We start from the raw sequence: 22583 nt of genomic DNA, 5'->3' as shown, positions 1-22583 counted from the left end.
TATTCAGCCGCTCTACTATTGAACTTTTATTACTATATTCAGTATTCGAATAAAGCTAAACTAAACTCCCATGATTTTAAAATCTGTCTCTATTGACTGCGTTATTTTCGGATTCGACGGCAATTCACTGAAAGTTTTACTTTCAAAGCAAAATCCGGAAGCTGTGCTAAAACAGCTGAGCGAGCAAGAAGACTTCAACGACATAAAAGAACTCTACGACGATCACCCTTCCTTTGTTGATCCAAAAGTTTGGAACGTTTTTGGCGCTCACATTCCTGCTGACAAAGATTTGGATGAGTTTGCCCGCGATTTGCTTTACATGGCAACAGGCATGAATGATGTTTTCCTCAAACAGTTTCATTGTTTTGGCAACGTAGACCGCGTACCAAACAATCGGGTTCTGACAATTGGGTACTATGCCCTGATTAATCCTTCTCATTATATTATCCGGAAATCGATCGAACTGAACGACCTGAAGTGGTTCAACCTGAACAGCCTGCCTAAATTATCATTCGATCATGGACAAATAATAAAAAAAGCGCTGGAACATTTGCGCCACGAAGTGCGCTACCAACCGATCGGTTTTCACTTGCTCCCTGATAAATTTACGTTGACCGAATTTCAAACCCTTTACGAAGTCATTCTGGATAAGAAAATGGACACCCGTAATTTCCGGAAGAAAATAGCAAAGATGGAATTACTGATTGATTCGAACCAAAAGCAACAGAATGTTTCACACCGGGCGGCAAAGCTCTATCAATTTGACGAGCATATCTACCATCGGCTAAAAGAAGAAGGGTTAAAATTCAGGATTGAATAAAAATTTACTTTTATTCCTCGCTAAGAAAATATTCTTTTAAACTTTGCCGTATAAATACGGTCTTAGCAAATAATCCCTCGCGACGGTACATGATCGATGAGAAGCAACTGATAGGCGAATTAAAAAACGAAGCTACCAAACAAACGGCTTTTCGTTCAATGGTCGGTCTTTATAAAGAGCGTCTGTATTGGCACGTCCGAAAAATTGTATTGGATCACGAGGATACCGACGACATATTGCAAAATACCTTTATCAAGGTTTGGCGTAACATTGATTCTTTCAGGGCCGAATCGGGGCTTTACACCTGGCTGTATCGTATTGCGACCAACGAATCATTAACATTCCTAAATCAGAAAAAGAAAAAAACGTTCGGAGGAACCGATGAGGAGCTGAATGATTACCTGGTGGAAAACCTACAAGCCGATCTGTATTTCAATGGCGATGAAGTGCAACTAAAATTGCAGGAAGCGATTGCCCGTTTACCGGAGAAACAGCGACTGGTTTTCAATATGCGTTATTACGATGATATAAAATACCAGGACATGGAGAAAATTCTTGAGACATCAGAAGGTGCGTTAAAAGCATCTTATCATCATGCAGTAAAGAAAATCAGCGACTTCCTGAAAAATCAGGGATAGAATTTTAATCCACTTTTTAAACTTTTTGTCAAAATCCGAGTCAATAAGAACAGATGAAAAACATGAACGACATATTCAATCCAGAAAAGGAGGGTTCTAAAAACTCCCCGTTTGACGTTCCGAAAGGTTACTTCGAAACTTTCGAAGACCGACTGGAAGCTCAAATAACGGCCATGGAAGAAAAACCAAGCCGAAGCAGAACGATTATCCGGATTTTAAAACCGGTAGTTGGGCTGGCTGCGAGTTTCCTGTTGATTATGCTTTTAGTGAAGTATCCTTTAAATAAAATTACACCTTCCTTAACATCCTTGGATGATAGCAGCTTTGTTGAAGATTCAGACTATTGGAAGGAGATCATTCTCAGCAACTCCATCTTTATCGATGACAGAGCATTGCTACAGGTGATGAATAACAACGAAACAACCTCACCCGGCGAATCAGACGAGATAATTGCGACAGTATCATCCGAATTAAATGACTATGAAGTTTTTGCAGAACTATATAATTAGACCAAAAATGAAAAAATTATTTGTCTTCATACTATTAACTGTTTTTTCACTGGGAAGCTTTGCTCAACCGCAAAAAGACAAACAAAAAGATTGGGAGCAATATAAAGCCAAACGGGTTTCGTTCATGACGGAAAAGATGCAACTCACCCCGGACGAAGCTCAAAAATTTTGGCCGCTTTATAATGAATTTGATAAAGCCAGATGGGACTGTCATGAGAGACGCAGAGATTTGGAACGGGAGGTCAAAGACAAATATGATTCAATCTCTGATGCCGACTTCAAAAAGATGAACCAAGAAATTGTGAATCTTTACTTAAAAGAAGCCCAATTGGTGAAAACCTATAATGATCAGTTCCTGAAAGTTCTGCCAGTAAAGAAGGTGATTTTGGTTGGCCCAACAGAAAACGAATTCCGCTTTAAGATGATCCGGGAATTCCGACAGAAAGAACGAGATGACGACAATAAATAAATAAATAAATAATGACAAAGGCCGGAAATTCCGGCCTTTGTCATTATTGTAAAATATCTATCGATCTCAAATTACTCAGCAAGAAGCCTCACCAACTCTTCAGGACTCACCAAATTCTGGTCACCTGTTTTCATGTTTTTCAGGTTGACTTTTCCCTGATTCATTTCATCTTCACCCACCATGACTACCCAGGCGATATTTTTGCGATCAGCCCAGGTCATTTGCTTTTTCATTTTGGCTGCTTCGGGAAAAATTTCAGCATTGACGCCAGCTTCACGTAACCGGCGAAGAATTGGCAAACAGAAAGCTTCTTCTTTTTCACCAAAATTGACAAACAACAACTTTGTCGATGCCACTGCTTCCTCGGGGAACAACTCCAATTGAGTCATCACATCGTATATCCGATCGGCCCCAAATGAAACACCAACGCCCGACACACCCGGCATTCCGAATATCCCGGTCAGGTCGTCGTAACGGCCACCACCGCAAATGCTGCCGATCTGCACATCTTTGGCTTTTACTTCAAAAATAGCTCCTGTGTAATAGTTCAACCCGCGGGCAAGCGTCAAATCCAACTCGACCTCGGTATTCAATTCAACAGAGCTGATATAATTGAAAAACGTCCGAACCTCTTCAATTCCCTTTTTACCTAGTTCTGTTGCACCAATCACTTGTTCGATGCTGTCGAGTTTTTCATCGGTAGTACCACTCAACTTCAGAATCGGTTGCAATTTATCTACAGCATCCTGCGATACGCCTTTCTCCAGCAGTTCTTCGTTCACTTTCTCCAGACCAATTTTATCCAGCTTATCTATTGCCACGGTAATATCAACAATACGGTCAGCCTCTCCAATCGCTTCAGCAATACCGGCTAAAATTTTACGGTTGTTTATTTTCACCACGGTGTTCACCCGAAGATGCGTAAACACATCGCTGATAATTTGCACCAATTCAAATTCATTCAACAGTGAATCGCTTCCGACAATATCAACATCGCACTGGTAAAATTCGCGATAACGCCCTTTCTGCGGACGGTCGGCACGCCAAACCGGCTGAATTTGGTATCGTTTAAATGGGAATGAAATATCGTTTCGATACTGCACAACAAAACGGGCAAAGGGCACAGTCAGGTCGTAGCGCAAACCTTTCTCCGAAATTTGATTAGTCAGCTTGATGCTATTCCGATCAGCGAGGTCAGCATCATTTGCTTTGGCTGCAAAATCACCTGAGTTCAAAATTTTAAACAGCAACTTATCACCTTCTTCGCCATACTTTCCCATTAAGGTTGACAAATTCTCCATTGCCGGGGTTTCAATCGGCTGAAAACCGTACAACTGGAAAACGGCTTTAACCGTATCGAAAATATAATTCCGGCGAGCCATTTCTACCGGTGAAAAATCTCTTGTTCCTTTTGGAATCGAAGGTTTCTGTGCCATTTTATCTTTTATAGTTTATGTGCCGTATCGGCGAACTTTAACAATCGTTCTCGTTGTGAGGCTGCAAAAATAAACAAAAATGACTGGTCTTCAAGAGCTGCCGCTACAGAAAGACCAGTCAATTGCTATTCTGATTCTATTTGATAACGCTTATTTAAGGAACCGGTAGGTGATCGGATACCGATAAAACTCGCCTTGCCCGGCTTTTATGGCTCCAATTAGGGTAAATACCAGCGCAAATAAACCGACAAGAGCCAATAGTAAAAACCCCACGAGCAGGATTACCAGAATTCCGGAGACGATCAATGCCAATGTCATGGTAATTTGAAAATTCAAGGACTCTTTGCCCTGGTCCTCCACAAAATCATATTCGCCACGCTTGACACTATATACAATGATTGGCCCGATAATATTTCCAAACGGAATAATAGCTCCGGCCAAAGCCGATAAATGGCACAACATCCCCCAGGTGCGTTCATCAGGATTATCAATAATTCGTTCCATAAAATCTATTTTTCAGGGTTTAAAATACTTACGAAATAATCGCTACCGATAAATATAGTAAAATGCGACCGAAACGATTAAGCCAGAAACGACGAGTAGCAGAAATCCATAGAGCAATGGCTTTCTCGACGGTTGACTGATCAATCCCAAGGCATAAATCATTTTCATGATGTTGTTGCCGTTTGTCGCATTAATGACCGCCAAAGCAATCATCATCGCCACCAAACCGGAATTTTGCTGCAACAGGTATATCAGGAATGGATCAACATCGAATACACCGATGACAAAAGCCAGTCCGACGACCCCGCTATCGCCATATTGATTCATCACAAACTGGGTGATCAACCCGAAGCCGACAAACAAAATACCGAAGATGGTTGCCGTTTTCAATTCCAGCGGATTTCTGGAGATGCTCTCACGCACTCCTTTTTTATTCACGACACCTTTGCCCGACTGCCTCAGGACAACACGGGATAAACCGAATGCCACGAGAAACTGCAACAAAAATGGCCAAATCAACAGCCGACCTATCGATGCGTTAAAGACAAAAGCCAACACCAATACCCGCAAATACATCATTCCGTTTGCCAACAAAATTGCAGAAACTGATGCCAGGCCGCTTTTCTCGGCCTTTTCGCGACGTGCTAAAATGATGGTCGTGGCGGTGCTGCTGTATATTCCGCCCAACACGCCGGTCAGCAGGATGCCGGAATCCGGAAAAATAAATTTCTTAATTAAGTAACTGATATACGACACGCCCGACACAACCACAATGGCCAGCCAAATCTGGTACGGCGAAACAGGAATAAAATCGGCAATATAGCCGGTAGGCAACAAGGGAAGGATAATTCCGGCAAAAGCAATGAACTTGGCCAAGGTGATGAATTCTTCGCGCGAAGCTTTTTGCGAAATCGTCCGAAAGGTGCTTTTCATTTCTGTCAAAATCAAGATGGCCACAACAAACGACAGCACCAGCCAAACCGGTTGTGTGAAAACCATAATCGATAAGCAGTAAGTGAGCAGCGCCAACACAGACGATGTCAACCCGAAATCCTTTTGCCGCTTAATTTTCTGAAAATACTGAATCCCAATGAGCAATCCGACGACGGCGAAACCGATCAAAAAAGGAACCTTATTTTCCTGATCGAACAAATATAAAACGTAGCCCAATAGTCCGATGAAGGTAAACGTGCGATCGGTACCAAATAGCTCACTATCATCCTGATCCAGGTGATGGCGCCGCTGCCCCATCCCAATCAGCAGCGAAAACACCAACACCAAAATGAAGTTGATGATTTCGGACGGTAAGTATTTCTCGAGATCCATGGATCAGGTTTTTGAATAAAGATATCACTTCACCTATACGAAAACAATTAACAGAAGGATTTTTGGAGGAGTATAATTCAAGGTCAGGACTTATCTCGCGCGGCTGCGACGACAAACCTGGCGCCCGGTTTAATCATATCGTGACCAAAATGGCACATTCTTTTCACAGCGAATTAAGCTTAAAGACATGTTGCCCTTGTAGCTTTGCCGGCAAATCAGAACACCGTGACAGAAACATTCACCCCAACCGACGCGGAATTGCTTTCGCAGCTAAAGAACGGCGATGCCCAGGCACTCACGCTGTTGTTTCAACGTTACTACCAGCCGCTGTGCCGCTTTGTTTTCGTTTTTATTCCCGAAAACGAAGTGGCCGAAGAACTATCGGCCAATGTGTTTATCAAGCTTTGGGAAAACCGCAACAAGATTACGATCTACTACACCCTGCGCGCCTATTTGTTCCAATCGGCCAAAAACCAAACCTTCTCTTATTTGCGCAAAAGAAAAATCGACCAGCAATCCTGGGCCGACGAATTTGAGCCTGCCCAGGAAAAAGGGCACTGCCCCGAAGCACTCTTCATTGCCAACGAACTGAACGACGAATTTGCTGCCGTGTTCTCCCGCCTGCCTCAACGAGCACAACTGGCCTTCAAGCTTCACCGTTTCGACGGTCTGAAATACAAGGAGATTGCCAACGTCATGGAAATCTCTGTCGCTGCCGTTGAAAAGAATATTACCACTGCGCTAAAAATTCTTCACAGGGAACTGATTGAAGAAAAAATATCCCTCTAGCGCTTTTTACCGAACTGTAACCTACACTTAATCGCTCTTTATTCGGGTAAAATCAATTATTGGCGTCTCAACGGGTAAATGACAGAAATGCCCAAAAGAGATAAAATAAAGATGATTTTGCGCCAGCTGAACGGAGAAAGCTCACCAGCCGAGCGCGATAAATTCAGCAACTGGTTGATGGAAAACCCTGAAAACCTGGATCAGTATATTGAATTAAAAGAGATCTGGAACCAAGACTACACACGCTCCTTACCATTCGACGAAAACAAAGCCTTGAAACGCATACAGGCAGCTGCGAAAAAGAAGAAAAGACGCATCCCCCTGCCAAAAACAGTTTTAAGAATTGCCGCTATACTGGCCATTATTCTGGTTTCGGGTGCCTACCTTGTTTATCAACAAAACATTCAGCCGGCGCCCGTGTCCAACCCGCAAATCGCCACATTGACCAAAACGTCCGGGCCGGGCGAGCAAATGCGGGTCACACTTCCCGATGGATCGGTCATTTGGCTGAATGGTGAAAGCACGGTCAGTTATCCGGAAAAGTTTCTACCTGGTTGTCGGGAGGTGACGCTTACCGGCGAAGCCTTTTTTGAAGTAACTAAAAATCCGGCCCAACCATTTGTTGTTCAAACAGGGAAAGTCAGCACAACGGTGCTAGGCACCTCCTTCAACATCAAAGCGTTTACCAAAAACGAAGCGACTGTAACGGTTGCCACCGGAAAAGTCAGGGTTGCACACACCAGCGATAATAGCCAAACAGACGAACTCTATTTGCTGCCCAACGAGCAGGCTGTGTGGAGTGCCTACCAAAATGGCTTACAAAAAAACACTGTTGACTCACGAGACTATTATGCCTGGAAAAACGGAACCATTTGCTTTAACAACGAAACGCTTCCCGAGGCCATGCAAATGCTCGAACGCTGGTATAACGTCACCATCAAGCTAAAGGCGGCCAATGCTGAAAATCGACGATACATCAATGGTAATTACAAGGACAAGAAACTCTACAATATACTCGACGGCTTGTGTTACATCTACAACCTGGAGTATGAATACCTCAACGACAGTACGATTTTGATTAAAGAAAAAATTATCTGCGAACAACACAAAAAGCTAAGTGAATGAGAAAAGACTAAAAGAATGAAATAGCTCAATGTCAAAGCCTGAAGCAGCGACCAACTCATAACAGGCAAAATTAAAAAGCCCGCAGCAGCGACCAAACTTTTGCGGGCAAAACAAAAAATTGTTTTAAACAAACTTGTACAAAATTATGAAAATTAACTTACGAAAAAAACTCATGTTTGCTTCCAAACAGATGTTTTACATCTTTCTGTTGCAGCTAGTCACGCTGCAGCTGGTCAGTGCCAACGCAATTAAAAGCCAAAGCATTGAACAAGTCAAAATTTCTGTTGGCCTGGAACTGGCCAGTCTGAATGAAATTTTCTCTGAAATCGAAGAAAAGACGAACTTCGTCTTCATCTACGATGCCGAAATTCTTGCGACCGATGCCAAATGCTCTTTGTCTTTTGACGACCAACCGGTTTTTGAAATCCTTGGGCAGGTTGCAAACACCTACAGCCTCAACTTTCGCCAAATAAACAATACGATCTACGTGAAAGAAGCGCAGGTTCCGGAAAGCACCGCCGTTTCGGAAACGGCACAGCAAACAACTCCGGTTTCGGGAAAGGTAACTGATACGGATGGTAATCCGTTGCCCGGTGTTTCTGTCATCGTGAAAGGAACAACCACGGGTGCAGTAACAGACATTTCAGGAAACTATGAGTTTGACCTGCCGGCAAATGCAACAACACTGACTTTCTCGTTTATCGGGATGGACAGCCAGAAAGTGGTAATCAACGGCCAGTCAACCATCAATGTTGTGATGACAGAAGAGACCACTCAGCTCAACGAAATTGTGGCGATTGGTTATAACACCATGCAGAAAAAAGACCTGACGGGCGCTGTGTCTGTTGTTGAAGTCGACGAGATTTCGAATACACCGGTAGCCGGGGTTGACCAAATGATTCAGGGGCATATGGCCGGGGTTAATGTTGTTGCCGACAATAATCCCGGTGGTGGTGTCGCCGTTCGGGTACGGGGCTTCAGCACAATCCGTAACAACGATCCGCTGTACATTGTCGACGGTATTCCGGTTGAATCGGGAATCAACCTGGTCAACCCAAGCGATATTGAATCGCTGCAAATTCTGAAGGATGCTTCTTCTGCCTCTATCTATGGTTCTCGTGCTGCCAACGGGGTTGTGATTATTACCACGAAAAAAGGGAAAAAAGGAGAATCAAAGATCACTTTCGATGCTTATGCCGGTGTTCAAAGTGCAACCAAATTATTGAAACCGCTGAATGCCCAGCAGTATGGCGATCTATTGTGGCAGGCTCACTTCAACGATGGCAAAACACCATCAAACGATGTTTACGGAACCGGCTCAACTGCTGTAATTCCAGATTTTCTTGATGAAGCTCAGCGGGTACCAACGGATGATGTTAACTGGATTGATGCGATCACCCAAAATGCCTTGGTACATTCGTACAACCTGGGAATTTCGAAGGGAAGCGAAAATTCAAGACATTCTTTCTCTCTCGGTTATTTCGACCAGGATGGTATTGTAAAATATACCGGATTCAAGAGGGTTTCGGCACGGTTTAACTCGGACTACCGCTTCTTCGACCGCCTGACGATCGGCGAAAACTTCTCACTTTCTCATTCGTGGTCAACTCAAGCAGGAGTCAACAGCGCTTTGGGTAGCGTCGTTTTATCTGCGTATCAATTTCCATCCATCGCCCCAATTAAGGACCTGGACGGAAACTATGCAGGTGCTTTCCTGAATGATACCGGAAACCCGCTGGCATCGTTGTATTACAGCCGAGATGATAAACGCAAGCGATTAAAGCTTTTTGGAAATGCATACGCCGAACTTGATATCGTTAAAGGCTTGAAAGTAAAAACGAATTTCGGAATCGACTATAATGACTACTACCTGCGGAACTACAACCCGGCTTATATCGAAACCGGCGCTTTGAGTCCAAATTCAACAAGTACACTGACTACAACAAACAGCAAGAAGTTTACCTGGGTTTGGACCAACACGGCTAGCTATGCGCAGGATTTTGATGAACACCATATTTCTGCCTTTGCCGGAATGGAAGCCATTGAAACCAACTACGAGGCTTTCTCTGCCTATCGTGAAGGGTTTGCTTACGACGATGATAACTTTCGCTATCTGGATGCCGGAGATTCCGGAACCATGGAAAACTCAGGATCAGGTTCAAAATCATCACTGGCTTCTTATTTTGCCAAGGTAGACTATACATATGACGATCGTTACCTCTTTAATTTTACGTTCCGCCGCGATGGCTCCTCAAAACTTGGAAATAACAAATGGGGAAACTTCCCTGCCTTGTCTTTAGGATGGCGTCTTAGTGAAGAAGAATTCTTTAACAGTGATCTGATCAGCAATTTCAAATTGCGCTTCGGATGGGGACAAAACGGGAACCAGGATGTTCCGGAATATGCGACAATTGAAAGTTACGCTTCCAACTCATACAATTCCAACTATGCAATTGATGGTTCTCAAGGGTCTGTTTACACCGGTTACACCCAAACACGTAACGGAAATTATGATCTGAAATGGGAAACAACCACACAAACAAACATAGGTCTTGATTTTGGCATCCTCGACAATCAGTTCAACATAACAGCTGATTACTTCATCAAAAAAACCGAGGACATGTTGATCGAGCGCACCTTCCCTTTAATTATCGGCGGTACAAACCAGACTGTCTGGGACAATGTTGGCAGCATGAAGAACAAAGGTTTTGAGTTGGTCATTGACTATCACAGTAAGCAGAAAGGTGATTTTTCGTGGAATGCTAACCTAAACCTGTCGCATGTAACAAATAAGTTAACCTCATTACCTGAAGATGTAAGCTACATCACGTTGCCAAGCTCAACATTGCACAGTATCAATTTCGACCAGGAAGTTGCCCGTTCTGTAGTCGGAGAGCCAATCGCCTCTTTCTATGTATATGAATGTCTGGGCATTTTCCAAAACCAGGACGAAATTGACGCCCACGGAGTTCAACCTGACGCACAACCAGGTGACCTGAAATTCAAAGATGTTTCGGGCGACGGAGAACTGGATGGTGAAGACCGTACATTCGTCGGAAACCCTCATCCCGATTTAACCTTTGGCTTAAACCTGGGATTCAATTATAAAAACTTCGATCTCCAGGCTTTCTTTAATGCCAGTATTGGGAATGATATTTATGACCTGACCCGTTACAAAGGTGATTTCTTCAATCAATCGGCTTACAATAAATTTGAGAGTACAACCAATGCCTGGAGCGAAGACAACACCGATACGTCAATTCCTCGTTTATCGTTGGACGACCCGAACAACAACGTTCGCCCATCTTCATACTTTGTTTCCGATGGTTCTTACTTGCGGATGAAAAACCTGACGTTGGGATACAACTTCACCAAATTAGCACAGAAAATAAACGGCGAAAAACTGCGAATTTACATCCAGGCTCAAAACCTGTTTACCATTACCGGCTACGACGGAATGGATCCGGAAGTTGGCCTGCAAAGCTATAGCTCCAGTACCCGGAATTTAGATATTGGTGTTGACCGCGGACTTTACCCAACTGCACGGACATTTATGGTCGGCGTTAATTTTGGCTTTTAATCAAAAGAACACATAAAGTAAAAGAAATGAAAAATCTAATATATCTATTCACAATATTACTCTTCGCGACAAGCTGTTCCTCAAGCTTCCTTGAAGAATCACCTGTCGGTGAATTAACCGAGGAGCAGGTAACCACTGCCGAAAATATCGAGAGCATTGCCATCTCGGCTTATTCTGTGTTGAACGGCCAGTTCGACGGCGCTTCAAATGCGTATAACTCTCCGGATTCGAACTGGAGTTTCGGCGACGTTGTTTCAGACGATGCTTACAAAGGTGGTGGCGGTACCGGTGACCAAAACCAGATCCACTTGATGGAAATTTTTGCTCATGATGCCACGATTACAGATGTTGGCCGAAAATGGTCGTGTTTGTACGAAGGGATCCGACGGGCTAATTTAGCCATTCGCCTGTTAGAAAAATCAGAAGATTTTGATTCAGCGCTAAAAGCACAACGCATTGGCGAAATGAAGTTTTTACGCGGACACTACCATTTCGAGGCCAAGAAAATTTATAATAATATCTGTTGGATTGACGAAACCGTTGAAAGCACAGAAGATTACTATTCAATTTCAAATACCGACTTAACCAGCGCAGAGCAGTGGGCAAAAATTGAGGCCGATTTCACTGATGCTTTTAATGCATTGCCATCATCCCAGGATGAAGTTGGGCGCCCCACTAAGATGGCAGCAAAAGCATACTTGACCAAATGCTATATTTTCGAAAGCAAATGGACTGCAGCAGCCGATGCTGCTCAGGAAGTTATTGAATCGACTCAATATAGTCTGGAACCTAACTTCAGAGATGTATTTCTTCCCGAAAACGACAATGGTCCTGAAATTGTATTTTCTGTACAACACTCGATCAACGATGGTACCACAAGCGACTACAGTGGAAGTATCAGCGACCGCTTAATGTCTCCCGGAGGAAGCTTTTACGCGAACTACGGATTCCTGCGTCCATCTCAAAACCTGGTTAATGCTTATCGCACAACTGCTGATGGATTGCCAACCTTTGACAATGTTGAGCTGGCTGATGGCGACAATTTAGACCCTCGTGTCGACCACACATTGGCACGACCAGGAATTCCATATCTCGATTTAGGAGTTTATGACTGGACTCCTCGTGAAGCGACAGTTTATGGCCCGTACAGCCCTAAAAAGAGAATGGTATCGGCAAATTCAGCCTATTACACATCTTCGTGGCCATATGTAAATGCATTGAACTATTACATCATCCGTTATGCTGATGTTTTACTTTGGAAAGCGGAAGCCGAAATCGAACTGGACAACCTGGATGAAGGAATGATTTACATTAATATGGTTCGCGAGCGCGCAAAAGACAGTGAGTATGTTCAGAATATTGACGGTACCGGCGATGCTGCGAACTACTTCATTGATACATACGATTCGTTTGCTGATCAGGATGAAGCACTGGCTGCATTGAGAATGGAACGTCGGTTGGAATTTGCCCAGGAAGGACACCGCTTTTTCGATCTGGTTCGCTGGGGAATTGCGGCTGATGTCATGAATGCTTATTTCTCAAGCGAAAGACTTATTCGTTCACACTTAACAAACGCCTCTTTTGTTGCGGGGAAAAACGAATACCAGCCTATTCCACAAACTCAAATTGATTTGTGTACAGGCGATATGCAGCAAAATCCAAACTACTAACAACTTTCAAGGTCCGGATTAATTCCGGACCTTTCTTCTCTCAATAGTCCCGTGTGACAAGCAAATAAAGTTATCCGGATCTTGTTTCGCTTCGAAAGCGAATCCGGATTGTTTGTAGCGGCAATCAAATTGTTGCGCGCTACTTCATAAAAACCGTTCAATCAACTCGAACCCCACACTTTACTTATAAATCCATTGAAAAATGAAAAGAAAACTCACCCTTCTATTTTTACTGGTTGCCGGAATAGTTTTTTTTCAGCCCTGCCAAAAGGTGTCGGCCCGGCAAGTTTTAAAATCCATGGAAATCGCTGGCAAAAGACAAATTCTGTCAGAAAAAATATTTCCGTTTTTACAAATGGCATTGGAGACACCCGAACTAAAAAACTGGATGGAGCAAAACGAAGCGTTGAAAGAATTGCTCCTGGCGAAAAAACAAGAGATCAAGGACAGCGTTGCCTTGAATGGAAGAATGGAACCTAAACCCAACGAATTTATTGTGGCTCCATTCAAAATAAACGAACAAGAGTTGGCGACAGCGAATGCAGAACTCGCCTCGCTATCGGAACTCGATTTCATGCCTGAAATCCTGAAAAAAATGCGTGCTGAAAAATACTTTGCAATCGACAGCACCATAAGTGACCGGCAGCTCATCGTTGAAACATTCAAACGGGAAATCGCCGGCGTCAATCAGCTGATCAACACCTACGCGCTGGCCGAAAAAACCCGTTATTCCTTTATAGACTCGGTTAGCTATGAAGTTAGCAGCGATTATTACCGGAAAGTCATTCATATAACAGCTTTGAATCAGGCCGACGAACTGGATACCCTGAACGTGTTTTACCAGCCTTCTCTTTCGTTCGCTTTGTGGTTGCTCGAAATCAACAAGCGGGATGAAGCTGCCCGGTTTGAGCCCATGGAATACGGCGAAAACGCGAAAGCTGTCGCTCAAATCAAAGCAACAAACTGGGATGAATATCCTTATTCAGTCATTCTTGTTCCCGGACACGGCCCCGAAGAAGAAGGAGTGGATCTAAGCCCACTGGGGATGATGCGCTGCAAACTGGCTGCTGATCGCTATTTCAAAGGATTGGCCCCATTAATTATTCTGTCCGGCGGATATGTTCACCCGTTTCAAACCCCCTTTTGCGAAGCTACAGAAATGAAAAAGGTACTGATGTACCGCTACAAAATTCCGGAGTCAGCATTGATCATTGAACCTCATGCGCGACACACCACAACAAACTTCAGGAATGCCGCCCGTTTGATTGAAAAGTACGGGATTCCGATGACTAAAAAAGCGCTTTGTACGACAACAGTCGATCAGAGTTTTTACATTACCCACGAGTATTTTCAGAAACGCTGTGCCGAGGAACTGGGTTACATGCCCTACATCTCCAAAGACCGGCTGAGTAGGAATGATGTTGAGTTTGTACCAACAAGAGAATCGCTTTTTATCGACAACAAAGATCCGCTGGATCCATAAAAAACCCATCAACTCTTAACAGAGAAACCAAAAGCCACATTGGATTTTATTGAAATATGAAAAAATGCCCAATGATTGTGCGAACATCAATTCGGTTAATTGTATTAGATCTATAAGAACCATCCTTTGTCCATGATAGACAAAGGATGATTCTTTTTCAGATTATGCACTAAATGTTTAACTCAGCCCCAAATGGCTGACAGAAAAAATAAAGCCATGTTCAAGTTTTTTTCTAGATTCAGGGAAGGTAAAATACTCTATCTGATCCTTTCCGTAAGTCTTTCAACTTCGTGCGAGCAAAATAGTTCTGGTCAATCGAAGGCCGCGTCTTTAACCGACCACGTCAATGTATTCCTTGGAACTTCGGGCGACCATGGGCAGATGTCGCCTTCCGCCTCGTACCCGTTTAGCATGCTCAGTATTGGGCCAATTACCACGCCGCACACGCATACCGGCTACGAGTACTATGCGAAAAAATACGAGGGATTTGTGCACACGCACCTCGAAGGGGTTGGATGTACCGGTGCCGGAGGTAATATTCTGATCAAGCCAATTTTAAATGACGACGGGAATACTTCACTAATCCGTAAGAACCAGCAGGCCACTCCCGGTTATTATGCCGTGGATTTTGAAAACGGGATTCAGGCTGAAATGACCGTTGCACACAATTACGGCCAACATCACTATCATTTTCCCGAATCTAAAAATGGCCTGTTTGTCGACCTTTCGTTTACACAGCCCCGCCGTTTTGTAGCCGAGGAACACCAGCTTACAAAAGACGCCATCAGCGGATGGATCGACACACAAACAACGTGCAGTGCCGGCGTTTATCGGATCTATTATTATCTGCAGATTCCCGGATCTGCAGGTATAGATTCAATTTCGGAACACCAATTCCGGGTAAAAGGCAACGGCACAGAGGAGCTGGATGCACGTATCGGTTTTTCATCAGTTAGCTGCGAATATGCACAAGCCCAAATCACCGACGCTGATTTCAATAAAGTTAGAACTGACGCAAACGAGCAATGGGAAAAGCTGCTATCCCATGTTCAGGTGGAAGGCGAGAAAGACCGGGTTGATTTGTTTTACTCACTCTTATACCGCGGCTTGCAGGCCCCCTACCGGGTGTCGGAAGACGACGGCGTTTACCGTGCGATTAATGGCAGCATTCAGCAAAGCCCAACGCCTATTTACAACGGCTGGGCCATTTGGGACAACTACCGCGAACAGCTCCCCATGCTGTCACTACTTTATCCCGACCAGTTTGACGACATTGCCAAGTCGATCGCCAACTTGTACCCTTATGGCAAAAAGAACTGGGCAACCATGCATGAGCCCTCTCCCACGGTTCGTACCGAGCACGCCATGGTTGTTCTGCTCGATGCCTGGAATAAGGGATATGATGTGCCCTTCAATGAAATTAAAAATCAGTTGATCGCAGAAGCTGAAACCCTGGATTATGGATCCCCCGACAAAGCGTTGGAGTCGTCCTACGACTGCTGGGCTTTATCCGCGATTCTGAAAGTTACCGGCGACACAGTTTTAAGCCAGAAATACCGGGACAAAGCACTCGACTACAAAAGATACTGGCAAAAAGACTTTTCCGACCTGAGCAAAGATGATGTAGACCGGATGCAGGCTCGCGGCCTTTACCAGGGAACTATTTGGCAATACAGGTGGTTTGTGCCTTTCGACCTGGCCGGGCTAAAAGAACTGGCCGGAGGTGAAATTGAATTTATCAGCCAACTCGACCGCTTCTTCGATAAGAACAATTACAACCACGCCAACCAGCCCGACTTGCAGGTTCCGGGCATGTACAATGCGACGAAAGAACCCTGGAAATCGCAGAAACTGTTCCGCGAACTGCTACTCGACACTGTTGTACAATGCTACTTCAATGACAACAGCAAAGGCATCAATCCCTACATCGGGCGAATTTATAAAAATAAACCACGGGCATACTTGCGAACAATGGACGACGATGCCGGCACCATGTCATCCTGGTTTGTGATGCGTAGCATGGGATTGTCGCCAGCAAACATCGGCGACCCGATCTACTATTTGACCGCACCTATCTTCAAAACGATCAATATTGATTTCGGCAATGGCAAGCGTTTCACCATCGAAGTGAAAAATTACGAGAAAGACAATTGCTACATTCAAAAAGCCAGCCTGAACGGAAAGCCGCTCATGCGCAACTGGCTGACACAGGCAGAACTATCAGTAGGAGGCAAGTTAGTTATTGAAACCGGACCTAACCCGAATAAAACATGGGGCGTAGAGCACCAATGGATAAGCCACATCCCACGCTAATTCGGTTAACTTCTGCCTACCGTTTAACCCCGCGTATTTGGGAGATCAGGTCGACATTCTGCCCGTGACTCGCGCTATACGACATCACCAAGGTTCCTTTTAGGCCATCCGTCGCTTCGATTGCAAAAACGATCGCATCGTCCTGGGGATCCGTCATACCATCAAATCGGTAGAAACTGACAATTTCGAGATCAACCGGCAGGTATTCCTTTTTCGAGATACTAGCGATAATCTTCGTGTCGCCTGCTGTAAAATCCTCTTTATACCCGGCTTTAGTCAGCGCATTTATCGCTTGAGAAAGGGTATCAAAATCAGTGTTGTCCATATCAATTCAATTTAATCGTTTTAGAAACTCCCAACATTATTAATTCGGGTATACGGAAATAATTGAACAGAGGATTTCGTCCGGCTTCTGCAGAGGCCGGACGGAGCAGCCACGCGATTGAAGAAGCGCCATGCCTCTTCAGCAAGCTGATTTTATGCTCCCGGCAAGTTCACCTCCAATGAAAGCGAGCTATTATAGCTTTCCCAAAGCGTATCGTCTATTTTGGTATGAACGGTAACAAACAGCAGAACCAAGCCGGCTTTTTTAGGACTAAACGTAAAAACCCCGTCAGCATTGGCATTAAGGGTACTCTCCCGGGTATTTTCAACATCATAAAGGTCTCCAATCCGGTGTTTGTCGTAATGTTCGTTGTCGTACACCACAACCACGCGGGCATTGGCGACAGGCTTTCCATCCTGATAAACCCGAAACGAGCTTTCATCCTTCACCTGAATGGCGTTGGGTGACGATAAGGGAATGATTTCAATTCCTTTTTCCATCAACTGTGGTTTATAGTCGGGCTGTCCCTTAGCCAGGTAAGTATCGGCGCTGCTGTAATACTGAAGCGAAGTTGCCCTCCCCTGGTGTTTCTGCATGTCATCAGAAAAATAAAGCTTGCCGTCAGGCGTTTCCAGTGCTTTGTACTTGGGCCCTTTTCTTACTCCGGCATTAATTCGATAGGTTCCATCGCCAGCCAGCCTTGGTTCCAGGTAATTGGCAACACGGGTTTTTGCTGTTGGCTGCAGGATGGTTTGCCCGCCTCCCGGTTCAATCATCGAGAAACAGGGAGAATCCATGGCAAAGTCGGCCTGAAACGGAAATTCGGTGAACGACGATTCAATCTGTAAACGATTGTGGAGGACAATAAACTGATTGGGCTTTAAAAACGGGACATGGGCATTCACCTGAACCCCAACGAAAAGAAAAAGAGACAAGAAAGCAATTGTTAAACGTTTCATGTAAATTTTGTTTAATGATAAGGATGTGGTTCATCCAACTGTTTTAGCAAATGATAACCTGCGGGGGATCGAAAAGAATCGTTACAGAAGTAATTGATCTTTCGCTTTTCTCCCGAAAGCTACGATATCTTGTATTCGGCAGGTCTTCTGACTTGCTCCGGTTTTATCGCCTTCCCGTTCGGTTACAAAAGAACAGTGGCAGTAGTGATAAAACTGATGATGGAACTTACAGCTACGGGGATAGTTCCTGATTTTCACAGGATTCCTTTTTAATCAATAAGAACCGAATACAAAGGCGAAAATAACAACAGCGCAGGAATACCTGTTGTCTGAACCCGCTTTTTTTTAGGAATAAATTTCCGCAGTAACCGGAACTGCTTGTTTTTAGGTGATTAACAATTGACCTGTTGCAGGAAAACTGATTTTCAAGGAAGCCTCGTTCCGCTGCCGAAGTTCGTCCGGCATCCGGGTTCGTTTCCATGGGCGCGCAAGTCCGGCCCGCTGCCCTACAGGTCGGGACAACACCGGTATGTTCTCAGGCGAAGCAGGCCGGTAAATCGTCTCCGGCCTATTTTGCAAAGTCACATTGCCCCTTGCACATCGTTCGACTGCCCCGACTGGTTTTGTGGCTTTCGGAACTGCTCAAAGTGCTGCTCAAATTCTTTCTGAATCTTTTCAAACTCTTTGGGGTCACCAAAAAAGTCGAACTTAAAATCCGGAACCGAATCGCTGCGTATTTGGATGGAATCGCTCTGGAAAAACTGGCCAAAATGCTGCATCATCTGTTGGTGTAGTTCTTCCAGATCGGGAAATGAGTTCTGAAACCCAGGCATCGCCTTCGTACTGTCGTCGTACTGCTGATCGAACTGTTTGAAAAATTCCTTTGCCGAACCGGGAAAAGGATCACCGAAAAAACTGTCCGAGTCGTCACCGAACGAACCCTTAAACATTTCCTCCATCTGTTTTTGCAGTTGCTCCAGATCTGCCTGATTCATGGTTGAATCAGACGACCAGCTCTTCACGTAGGTCGAATCGAACCGAATCAGGTTCCCGCTCTCGTCGTACTCGCGGGTTACCTTCGACTGCTCATCGGGTTGTGTTGTCTTTTTTTCAGTTTGCGCTTGCACCATCAGACCGGCAAGCAGCAGGATCAAAAGAGAAACTGACTTTTTCATGGTAGCACGTTTTTGCAATGATTCAACTCTGCTTTTCTAAAACACCTTCAAATTTAAGTGATCGAATTGCAAAATTTTGTCAAAAATATTAAACAAACTATTAAGCCAACGGCTGACGACCTTCTCCACGAACCAGTTTGACCTTGCTGCCGGACAACAGCCTCCCCCAACGAATCGGTTTGATCCTGCTGTCGGGCTGACAGCCTTCTCCACGAACCGGTTTGACCTTGCTGCCGGGCAACAGCCTTCTCCACGAACCGGTTTGACCCTGCTGCCGGACAACAGCCTCCCCCAACGAATCGGTTTGATCCTGCTGCCGGGCGACAGCCTTCACCACGAACCGGTTTGATCCTGCCGCCGGGCAACAGAGCAAAAAAGAATGGCCACCTTTTCGGGCAGCCATTCAACTGTTTTATTCAACTAATTTCTTGTATTTTATCCTGTGTGGACCTTCATCGCCCAAACGTTTCTTCTTATTCTCTTCGTACTCCGAGTAACTTCCCTCGAAATAATAAACGCTTGAATCGCCTTCGAAGGCCAGAATGTGTGTCGCAATACGGTCGAGAAACCAGCGGTCGTGGGAAATAACCACAGCACAGCCGGCAAAAGCTTCCAAACCTTCCTCGAGTGCACGCAACGTATTCACGTCGATATCGTTGGTCGGCTCATCGAGCAGCAATACGTTCCCTTCTTCTTTCAGCGCCATAGCCAGGTGCAGGCGGTTACGCTCACCACCCGACAGGATGCCACACTTTTTCTCCTGATCCGATCCGGTAAAGTTGAAGCGCGACACGTAAGCCCGTGCATTCACCTGGCGTCCGCCCATTGCGATCAGGTCGTTACCACCCGAGATCACCTCAAAAACGGATTTATTGGGATCGATACCAGCATGCGATTGATCGACATAAGCGAATTTCACCGTTTCGCCAACATCGAAAGTTCCCTTGTCAGCCTGCAGCTGTTTCATGATCAATTTGAAAAGGGTGGTCTTACCGGCACCGTTCGGCCCGATAATCCCCACAATACCGTTGGGCGGCAGCACGAAATCCAGGTTTTCAAACAAAATCCGGTCGCCAAACGCCTTGGTTACGCCATGAGCTTCGATGACATGCTGTCCCAGACGAGGACCGTTAGGAATGTAAATCTCCAACTTGTCTTCTTTCTGTTTCACATCTTCGTTCATCAACTGATCGTAGGCATTCAAACGCGCCTTCGCTTTGGCGTGCCGCGCTTTAGGAGCCATTTTAATCCATTCCAGCTCGCGTTCCAGCGTCTTGCGACGTTTCGATTGCTGCTTTTCCTCTAAAGCCAGGCGCTTTGATTTTTGCTCCAGCCACGACGAATAGTTTCCTTTCCACGGAATTCCTTCTCCGCGATCCAGTTCAAGGATCCAGCCGGCAACATTATCGAGGAAGTAACGGTCGTGGGTGATACAAATAACGGTTCCTTTATATTGTTGCAAGTGAAGCTCCAACCATTGCACCGACTCGGCATCCAGGTGGTTGGTTGGCTCATCGAGCAACAACACATCCGGCGCTTTCAACAACAAGCGGCACAAAGCCACGCGACGTTGCTCTCCGCCGGAAAGCTCCTTCACCAACTGATCGCCCGGAGGACAACGCAGTGCATCCATGGCCCGCTCCAGTTTCGAATCGAGGTTCCAGGCATCGTAGTGGTCAATTTTTTCCTGCAACTGCGCCTGCTCATTAATCAGAGCATCCATTTTGTCGGGATCTTCCAACACATCGGGATCGCCAAATTTCAGGTTGACTTCTTCGTAAGCCTTCAGCACATCAACAATCTCCTGAACACCTTCCTCAACAATTTCCTTTACTGTTTTGGTCGGATCCAAATGAGGTTCCTGCTCCAGGTATCCGACAGAATAGCCCGGTGAAAAAACAACTTCGCCCTGGTATGATTTTTCCAATCCGGCAATGATCTTCAACAAGGTTGATTTACCGGAGCCGTTCAACCCGATGATGCCAATTTTCGCACCCAGAAAAAAGGACAGTGAGATGTCTTTGATGACTTGTTTCTGCGGAGGGTAAGTTTTACTTACCTTATACATGGAAAAAATGATTTTTTTATCGTCACTCATATTTTATATATATTATTTTCTTCATACAAACACGACATTCAAACTATCTAAACAGAACTATCGGTTAGCAAAAATAACTTATTTTTCTTCTGATTATTCCTATTTTTAAAAAGGTAAATTCTAAAAACAGGAGCGCTTTGAAAATTCTAGTAGTGGATGACAATCCAATTAATCAGAAGTTTGTCCAGCTGTCGCTTCGCAGTGCGCATGTGATCGACACGGCCAATGATGGAGAAGAAGCAGTAATGAAAGCCGAGTTTAATAACTACGACTTAATCATTATGGATTTGTGGATGCCAATCATGGACGGTGCCGAAGCGACGCTACGCATCAGACAGCTCGATCGCCTGCAAGCCCGGCAAACTCCAATTATGGTTTTTACAACCAGTAATATGGAGAATGATCGTAACCGATGCCTGGAATACGGGGCTAACGATTACCTCGTAAAGCCGGTGCGAGCTGCAACGCTGTTGGAAAAGGTCTCTTTGTACTCGCGCTTCAATGATCCGGGATACTATCCCGCTTAAAGTTCAAAGCCCTGTTCTTTCAGATACTTCAGCAACTTAGCCGAGAAATGTAAGTTATCAGCCTTTTTGTATCGGATATCAGTAAACACCTGCGCCAGATTTTCCTTCTTATTTTCAGCAACAAACTGAGCGGAACTCTCCAACGCTTCTTTCTCACTAAAAATTTCATTAATCCGATCATCCGTATTTGCAGTGTACTTCTCGTCGTGAATGATCGCATCCAACGGAAGCCTGTCTGTCAACGGTGGGTTTTGATCCGGATAACCGACCGTAATGGCTGTAACCGGAATTACACCTTTGGGCAGTTCCAAAGCCTGACTGATTTCGGGCGCATTATACAAAGCAGTTCCCAGGTAGCAAATCCCCAAACCTTCCGATTCAGCCGCCAAACAAATATTTTGTGCAAATAAGGAAGCATCCGTCAGAGCATTCAAAATCCACAAGAAGTTATCGTAACCGGCTTCAGCATTCCGGAGTTCACACCACCGGTTAAAACGATTCAGGTCGGCACAGATCGTTAGCAAAACAGGTGCCTCTTTCACCATTGGTTGGTTGAAATGAAATGGCGCTAATGCTGCTTTTCGTTCCTGGTCGCGACTAACAACAACACTGTACAATTGCATATTGCCGGTGGTTGAAGCCCGGGTGCCGGCTTCCAGAATTTTGCGTAAAAGATCGTTGGGTATGGGAGTTGGTTTATACTTGCGTATAGAGCGGTGCTCAAAGATTGTTTTCATCATGTAATATTTTTAGCTCCCAAAGTTAAGCGCTTGTCTGAAAACTGAAAACAAAAACAGCAACCGGCATAAAAAACAAAAGGGAGGCTGTGGCACCTCC

At 44.8% G+C, this 22583-nt stretch carries 20 protein-coding genes and 1 riboswitch; of the genes, 12 read left to right on the top strand and 8 right to left on the bottom strand.

Translation table 11 applies throughout. From position 1 onward, the window contains the following. The first annotated feature begins 70 nt into the window (after nt 1-70). The 4 genes from GJV22_RS18295 to GJV22_RS18280 all read left to right on the top strand — a co-directional run bounded on the left by GJV22_RS18295 (nt 71) and on the right by GJV22_RS18280 (nt 2436). Entirely contained in the window at nt 71-820 is a 750-nt protein-coding gene (locus GJV22_RS18295; RefSeq protein WP_163717318.1) for an NUDIX hydrolase, read from the top strand. 89 nt (nt 821-909) lie between these two features. Then, nucleotides 910-1458: an RNA polymerase sigma factor gene (locus GJV22_RS18290; RefSeq protein WP_163717316.1), complete on the top strand. Its 549-nt coding sequence runs from the start codon at nt 910-912 to the stop codon at nt 1456-1458. 53 nt (nt 1459-1511) lie between these two features. Next, a complete protein-coding gene (locus GJV22_RS18285) occupies nt 1512-1967 on the top strand; it encodes a hypothetical protein (protein WP_163717314.1) in 456 nt (151 codons plus the stop codon). Between the two features lie 7 nt (nt 1968-1974). Continuing rightward, a complete protein-coding gene (locus tag GJV22_RS18280; RefSeq protein WP_163717312.1) occupies nt 1975-2436 on the top strand; it encodes a hypothetical protein in 462 nt (153 codons plus the stop codon). A gap of 71 nt (nt 2437-2507) precedes the next feature. On the opposite strand, the gene hisS is transcribed toward GJV22_RS18280, so the two are convergent. The 3 genes from hisS to GJV22_RS18265 all read right to left on the bottom strand — a co-directional run bounded on the left by hisS (nt 2508) and on the right by GJV22_RS18265 (nt 5702). Then, nucleotides 2508-3872, bottom strand: coding sequence for a histidine--tRNA ligase (hisS, locus tag GJV22_RS18275; protein ID WP_163717310.1), 1365 nt, complete (start codon nt 3870-3872; stop codon nt 2508-2510). A gap of 150 nt (nt 3873-4022) precedes the next feature. Continuing rightward, nucleotides 4023-4376, bottom strand: coding sequence for a DUF4870 domain-containing protein (locus tag GJV22_RS18270; protein ID WP_163717308.1), 354 nt, complete (start codon nt 4374-4376; stop codon nt 4023-4025). A 42-nt stretch (nt 4377-4418) separates the two neighbouring features. Continuing rightward, entirely contained in the window at nt 4419-5702 is a 1284-nt protein-coding gene (locus tag GJV22_RS18265) for an MgtC/SapB family protein (RefSeq protein WP_163717306.1), read from the bottom strand. 225 nt (nt 5703-5927) lie between these two features. Between GJV22_RS18265 and GJV22_RS18260 the strand changes: the two genes are divergently transcribed. From GJV22_RS18260 to GJV22_RS18235, 6 genes are all read left to right on the top strand, one after another. Continuing rightward, nucleotides 5928-6491 (top strand): RNA polymerase sigma factor, encoded by a 564-nt coding sequence (locus tag GJV22_RS18260; protein ID WP_163717304.1) that lies wholly within the window; start codon nt 5928-5930, stop codon nt 6489-6491. An 87-nt stretch (nt 6492-6578) separates the two neighbouring features. Next, nucleotides 6579-7616 (top strand): FecR family protein, encoded by a 1038-nt coding sequence (locus GJV22_RS18255; RefSeq protein ID WP_163717302.1) that lies wholly within the window; start codon nt 6579-6581, stop codon nt 7614-7616. Nucleotides 7617-7761: 145 nt separating this feature from the next. After that, on the top strand, nt 7762-11196 hold the full coding sequence (locus GJV22_RS18250; RefSeq protein WP_163717301.1) for a SusC/RagA family TonB-linked outer membrane protein: 3435 nt from the start codon (nt 7762-7764) through the stop codon (nt 11194-11196). Nucleotides 11197-11222: 26 nt separating this feature from the next. Beyond that, a complete protein-coding gene (locus GJV22_RS18245) occupies nt 11223-12866 on the top strand; it encodes a RagB/SusD family nutrient uptake outer membrane protein (protein ID WP_163717299.1) in 1644 nt (547 codons plus the stop codon). Nucleotides 12867-13068: 202 nt separating this feature from the next. Then, entirely contained in the window at nt 13069-14349 is a 1281-nt protein-coding gene (locus GJV22_RS18240) for a YdcF family protein (RefSeq protein WP_163717297.1), read from the top strand. A 192-nt stretch (nt 14350-14541) separates the two neighbouring features. Further along, complete coding sequence (locus GJV22_RS18235) at nt 14542-16662, top strand: glycoside hydrolase domain-containing protein (RefSeq protein WP_205461944.1); 2121 nt, start codon at nt 14542-14544, stop codon at nt 16660-16662. A 16-nt stretch (nt 16663-16678) separates the two neighbouring features. Here GJV22_RS18235 and GJV22_RS18230 read toward each other — a convergent pair whose 3' ends face one another. From GJV22_RS18230 to GJV22_RS18220, 3 genes are all read right to left on the bottom strand, one after another. Continuing rightward, nucleotides 16679-16987 (bottom strand): phosphoribosylpyrophosphate synthetase, encoded by a 309-nt coding sequence (locus GJV22_RS18230; protein ID WP_163717295.1) that lies wholly within the window; start codon nt 16985-16987, stop codon nt 16679-16681. A 152-nt stretch (nt 16988-17139) separates the two neighbouring features. Next, a complete protein-coding gene (locus GJV22_RS18225) occupies nt 17140-17946 on the bottom strand; it encodes a DUF4198 domain-containing protein (RefSeq protein ID WP_163717293.1) in 807 nt (268 codons plus the stop codon). 120 nt (nt 17947-18066) lie between these two features. Next, a riboswitch (cobalamin riboswitch) is annotated at nt 18067-18249 on the bottom strand. A gap of 278 nt (nt 18250-18527) precedes the next feature. Further along, nucleotides 18528-19121 carry a hypothetical protein gene (locus tag GJV22_RS18220; RefSeq protein ID WP_163717291.1) on the bottom strand — a complete coding sequence of 198 codons (594 nt, stop codon included), beginning with the start codon at nt 19119-19121 and terminating at the stop codon, nt 18528-18530. 76 nt (nt 19122-19197) lie between these two features. Between GJV22_RS18220 and GJV22_RS18215 the strand changes: the two genes are divergently transcribed. Continuing rightward, nucleotides 19198-19470, top strand: coding sequence for a hypothetical protein (locus GJV22_RS18215; RefSeq protein ID WP_163717289.1), 273 nt, complete (start codon nt 19198-19200; stop codon nt 19468-19470). A 63-nt stretch (nt 19471-19533) separates the two neighbouring features. Here GJV22_RS18215 and ettA read toward each other — a convergent pair whose 3' ends face one another. Continuing rightward, a complete protein-coding gene (gene ettA, locus GJV22_RS18210) occupies nt 19534-21219 on the bottom strand; it encodes an energy-dependent translational throttle protein EttA (RefSeq protein WP_163717287.1) in 1686 nt (561 codons plus the stop codon). A gap of 137 nt (nt 21220-21356) precedes the next feature. On the opposite strand from ettA, the gene GJV22_RS18205 reads away from it, so the two are divergent. Next, nucleotides 21357-21746: a response regulator gene (locus GJV22_RS18205; RefSeq protein WP_163717285.1), complete on the top strand. Its 390-nt coding sequence runs from the start codon at nt 21357-21359 to the stop codon at nt 21744-21746. Here GJV22_RS18205 and GJV22_RS18200 read toward each other — a convergent pair. Further along, on the bottom strand, nt 21743-22486 hold the full coding sequence (locus tag GJV22_RS18200) for a nitroreductase family protein (RefSeq protein ID WP_163717283.1): 744 nt from the start codon (nt 22484-22486) through the stop codon (nt 21743-21745). The genes GJV22_RS18205 and GJV22_RS18200 overlap by 4 nt on opposite strands. Nucleotides 22487-22583: the final 97 nt, after the last annotated feature.

Origin of the sequence: Mangrovibacterium lignilyticum, assembly GCF_010882175.1 — a bacterium.
GTDB classification, from domain to species: domain Bacteria; phylum Bacteroidota; class Bacteroidia; order Bacteroidales; family Prolixibacteraceae; genus Mangrovibacterium; species Mangrovibacterium lignilyticum.
This window is presented reverse-complemented; position numbering and strand designations above follow the sequence as displayed.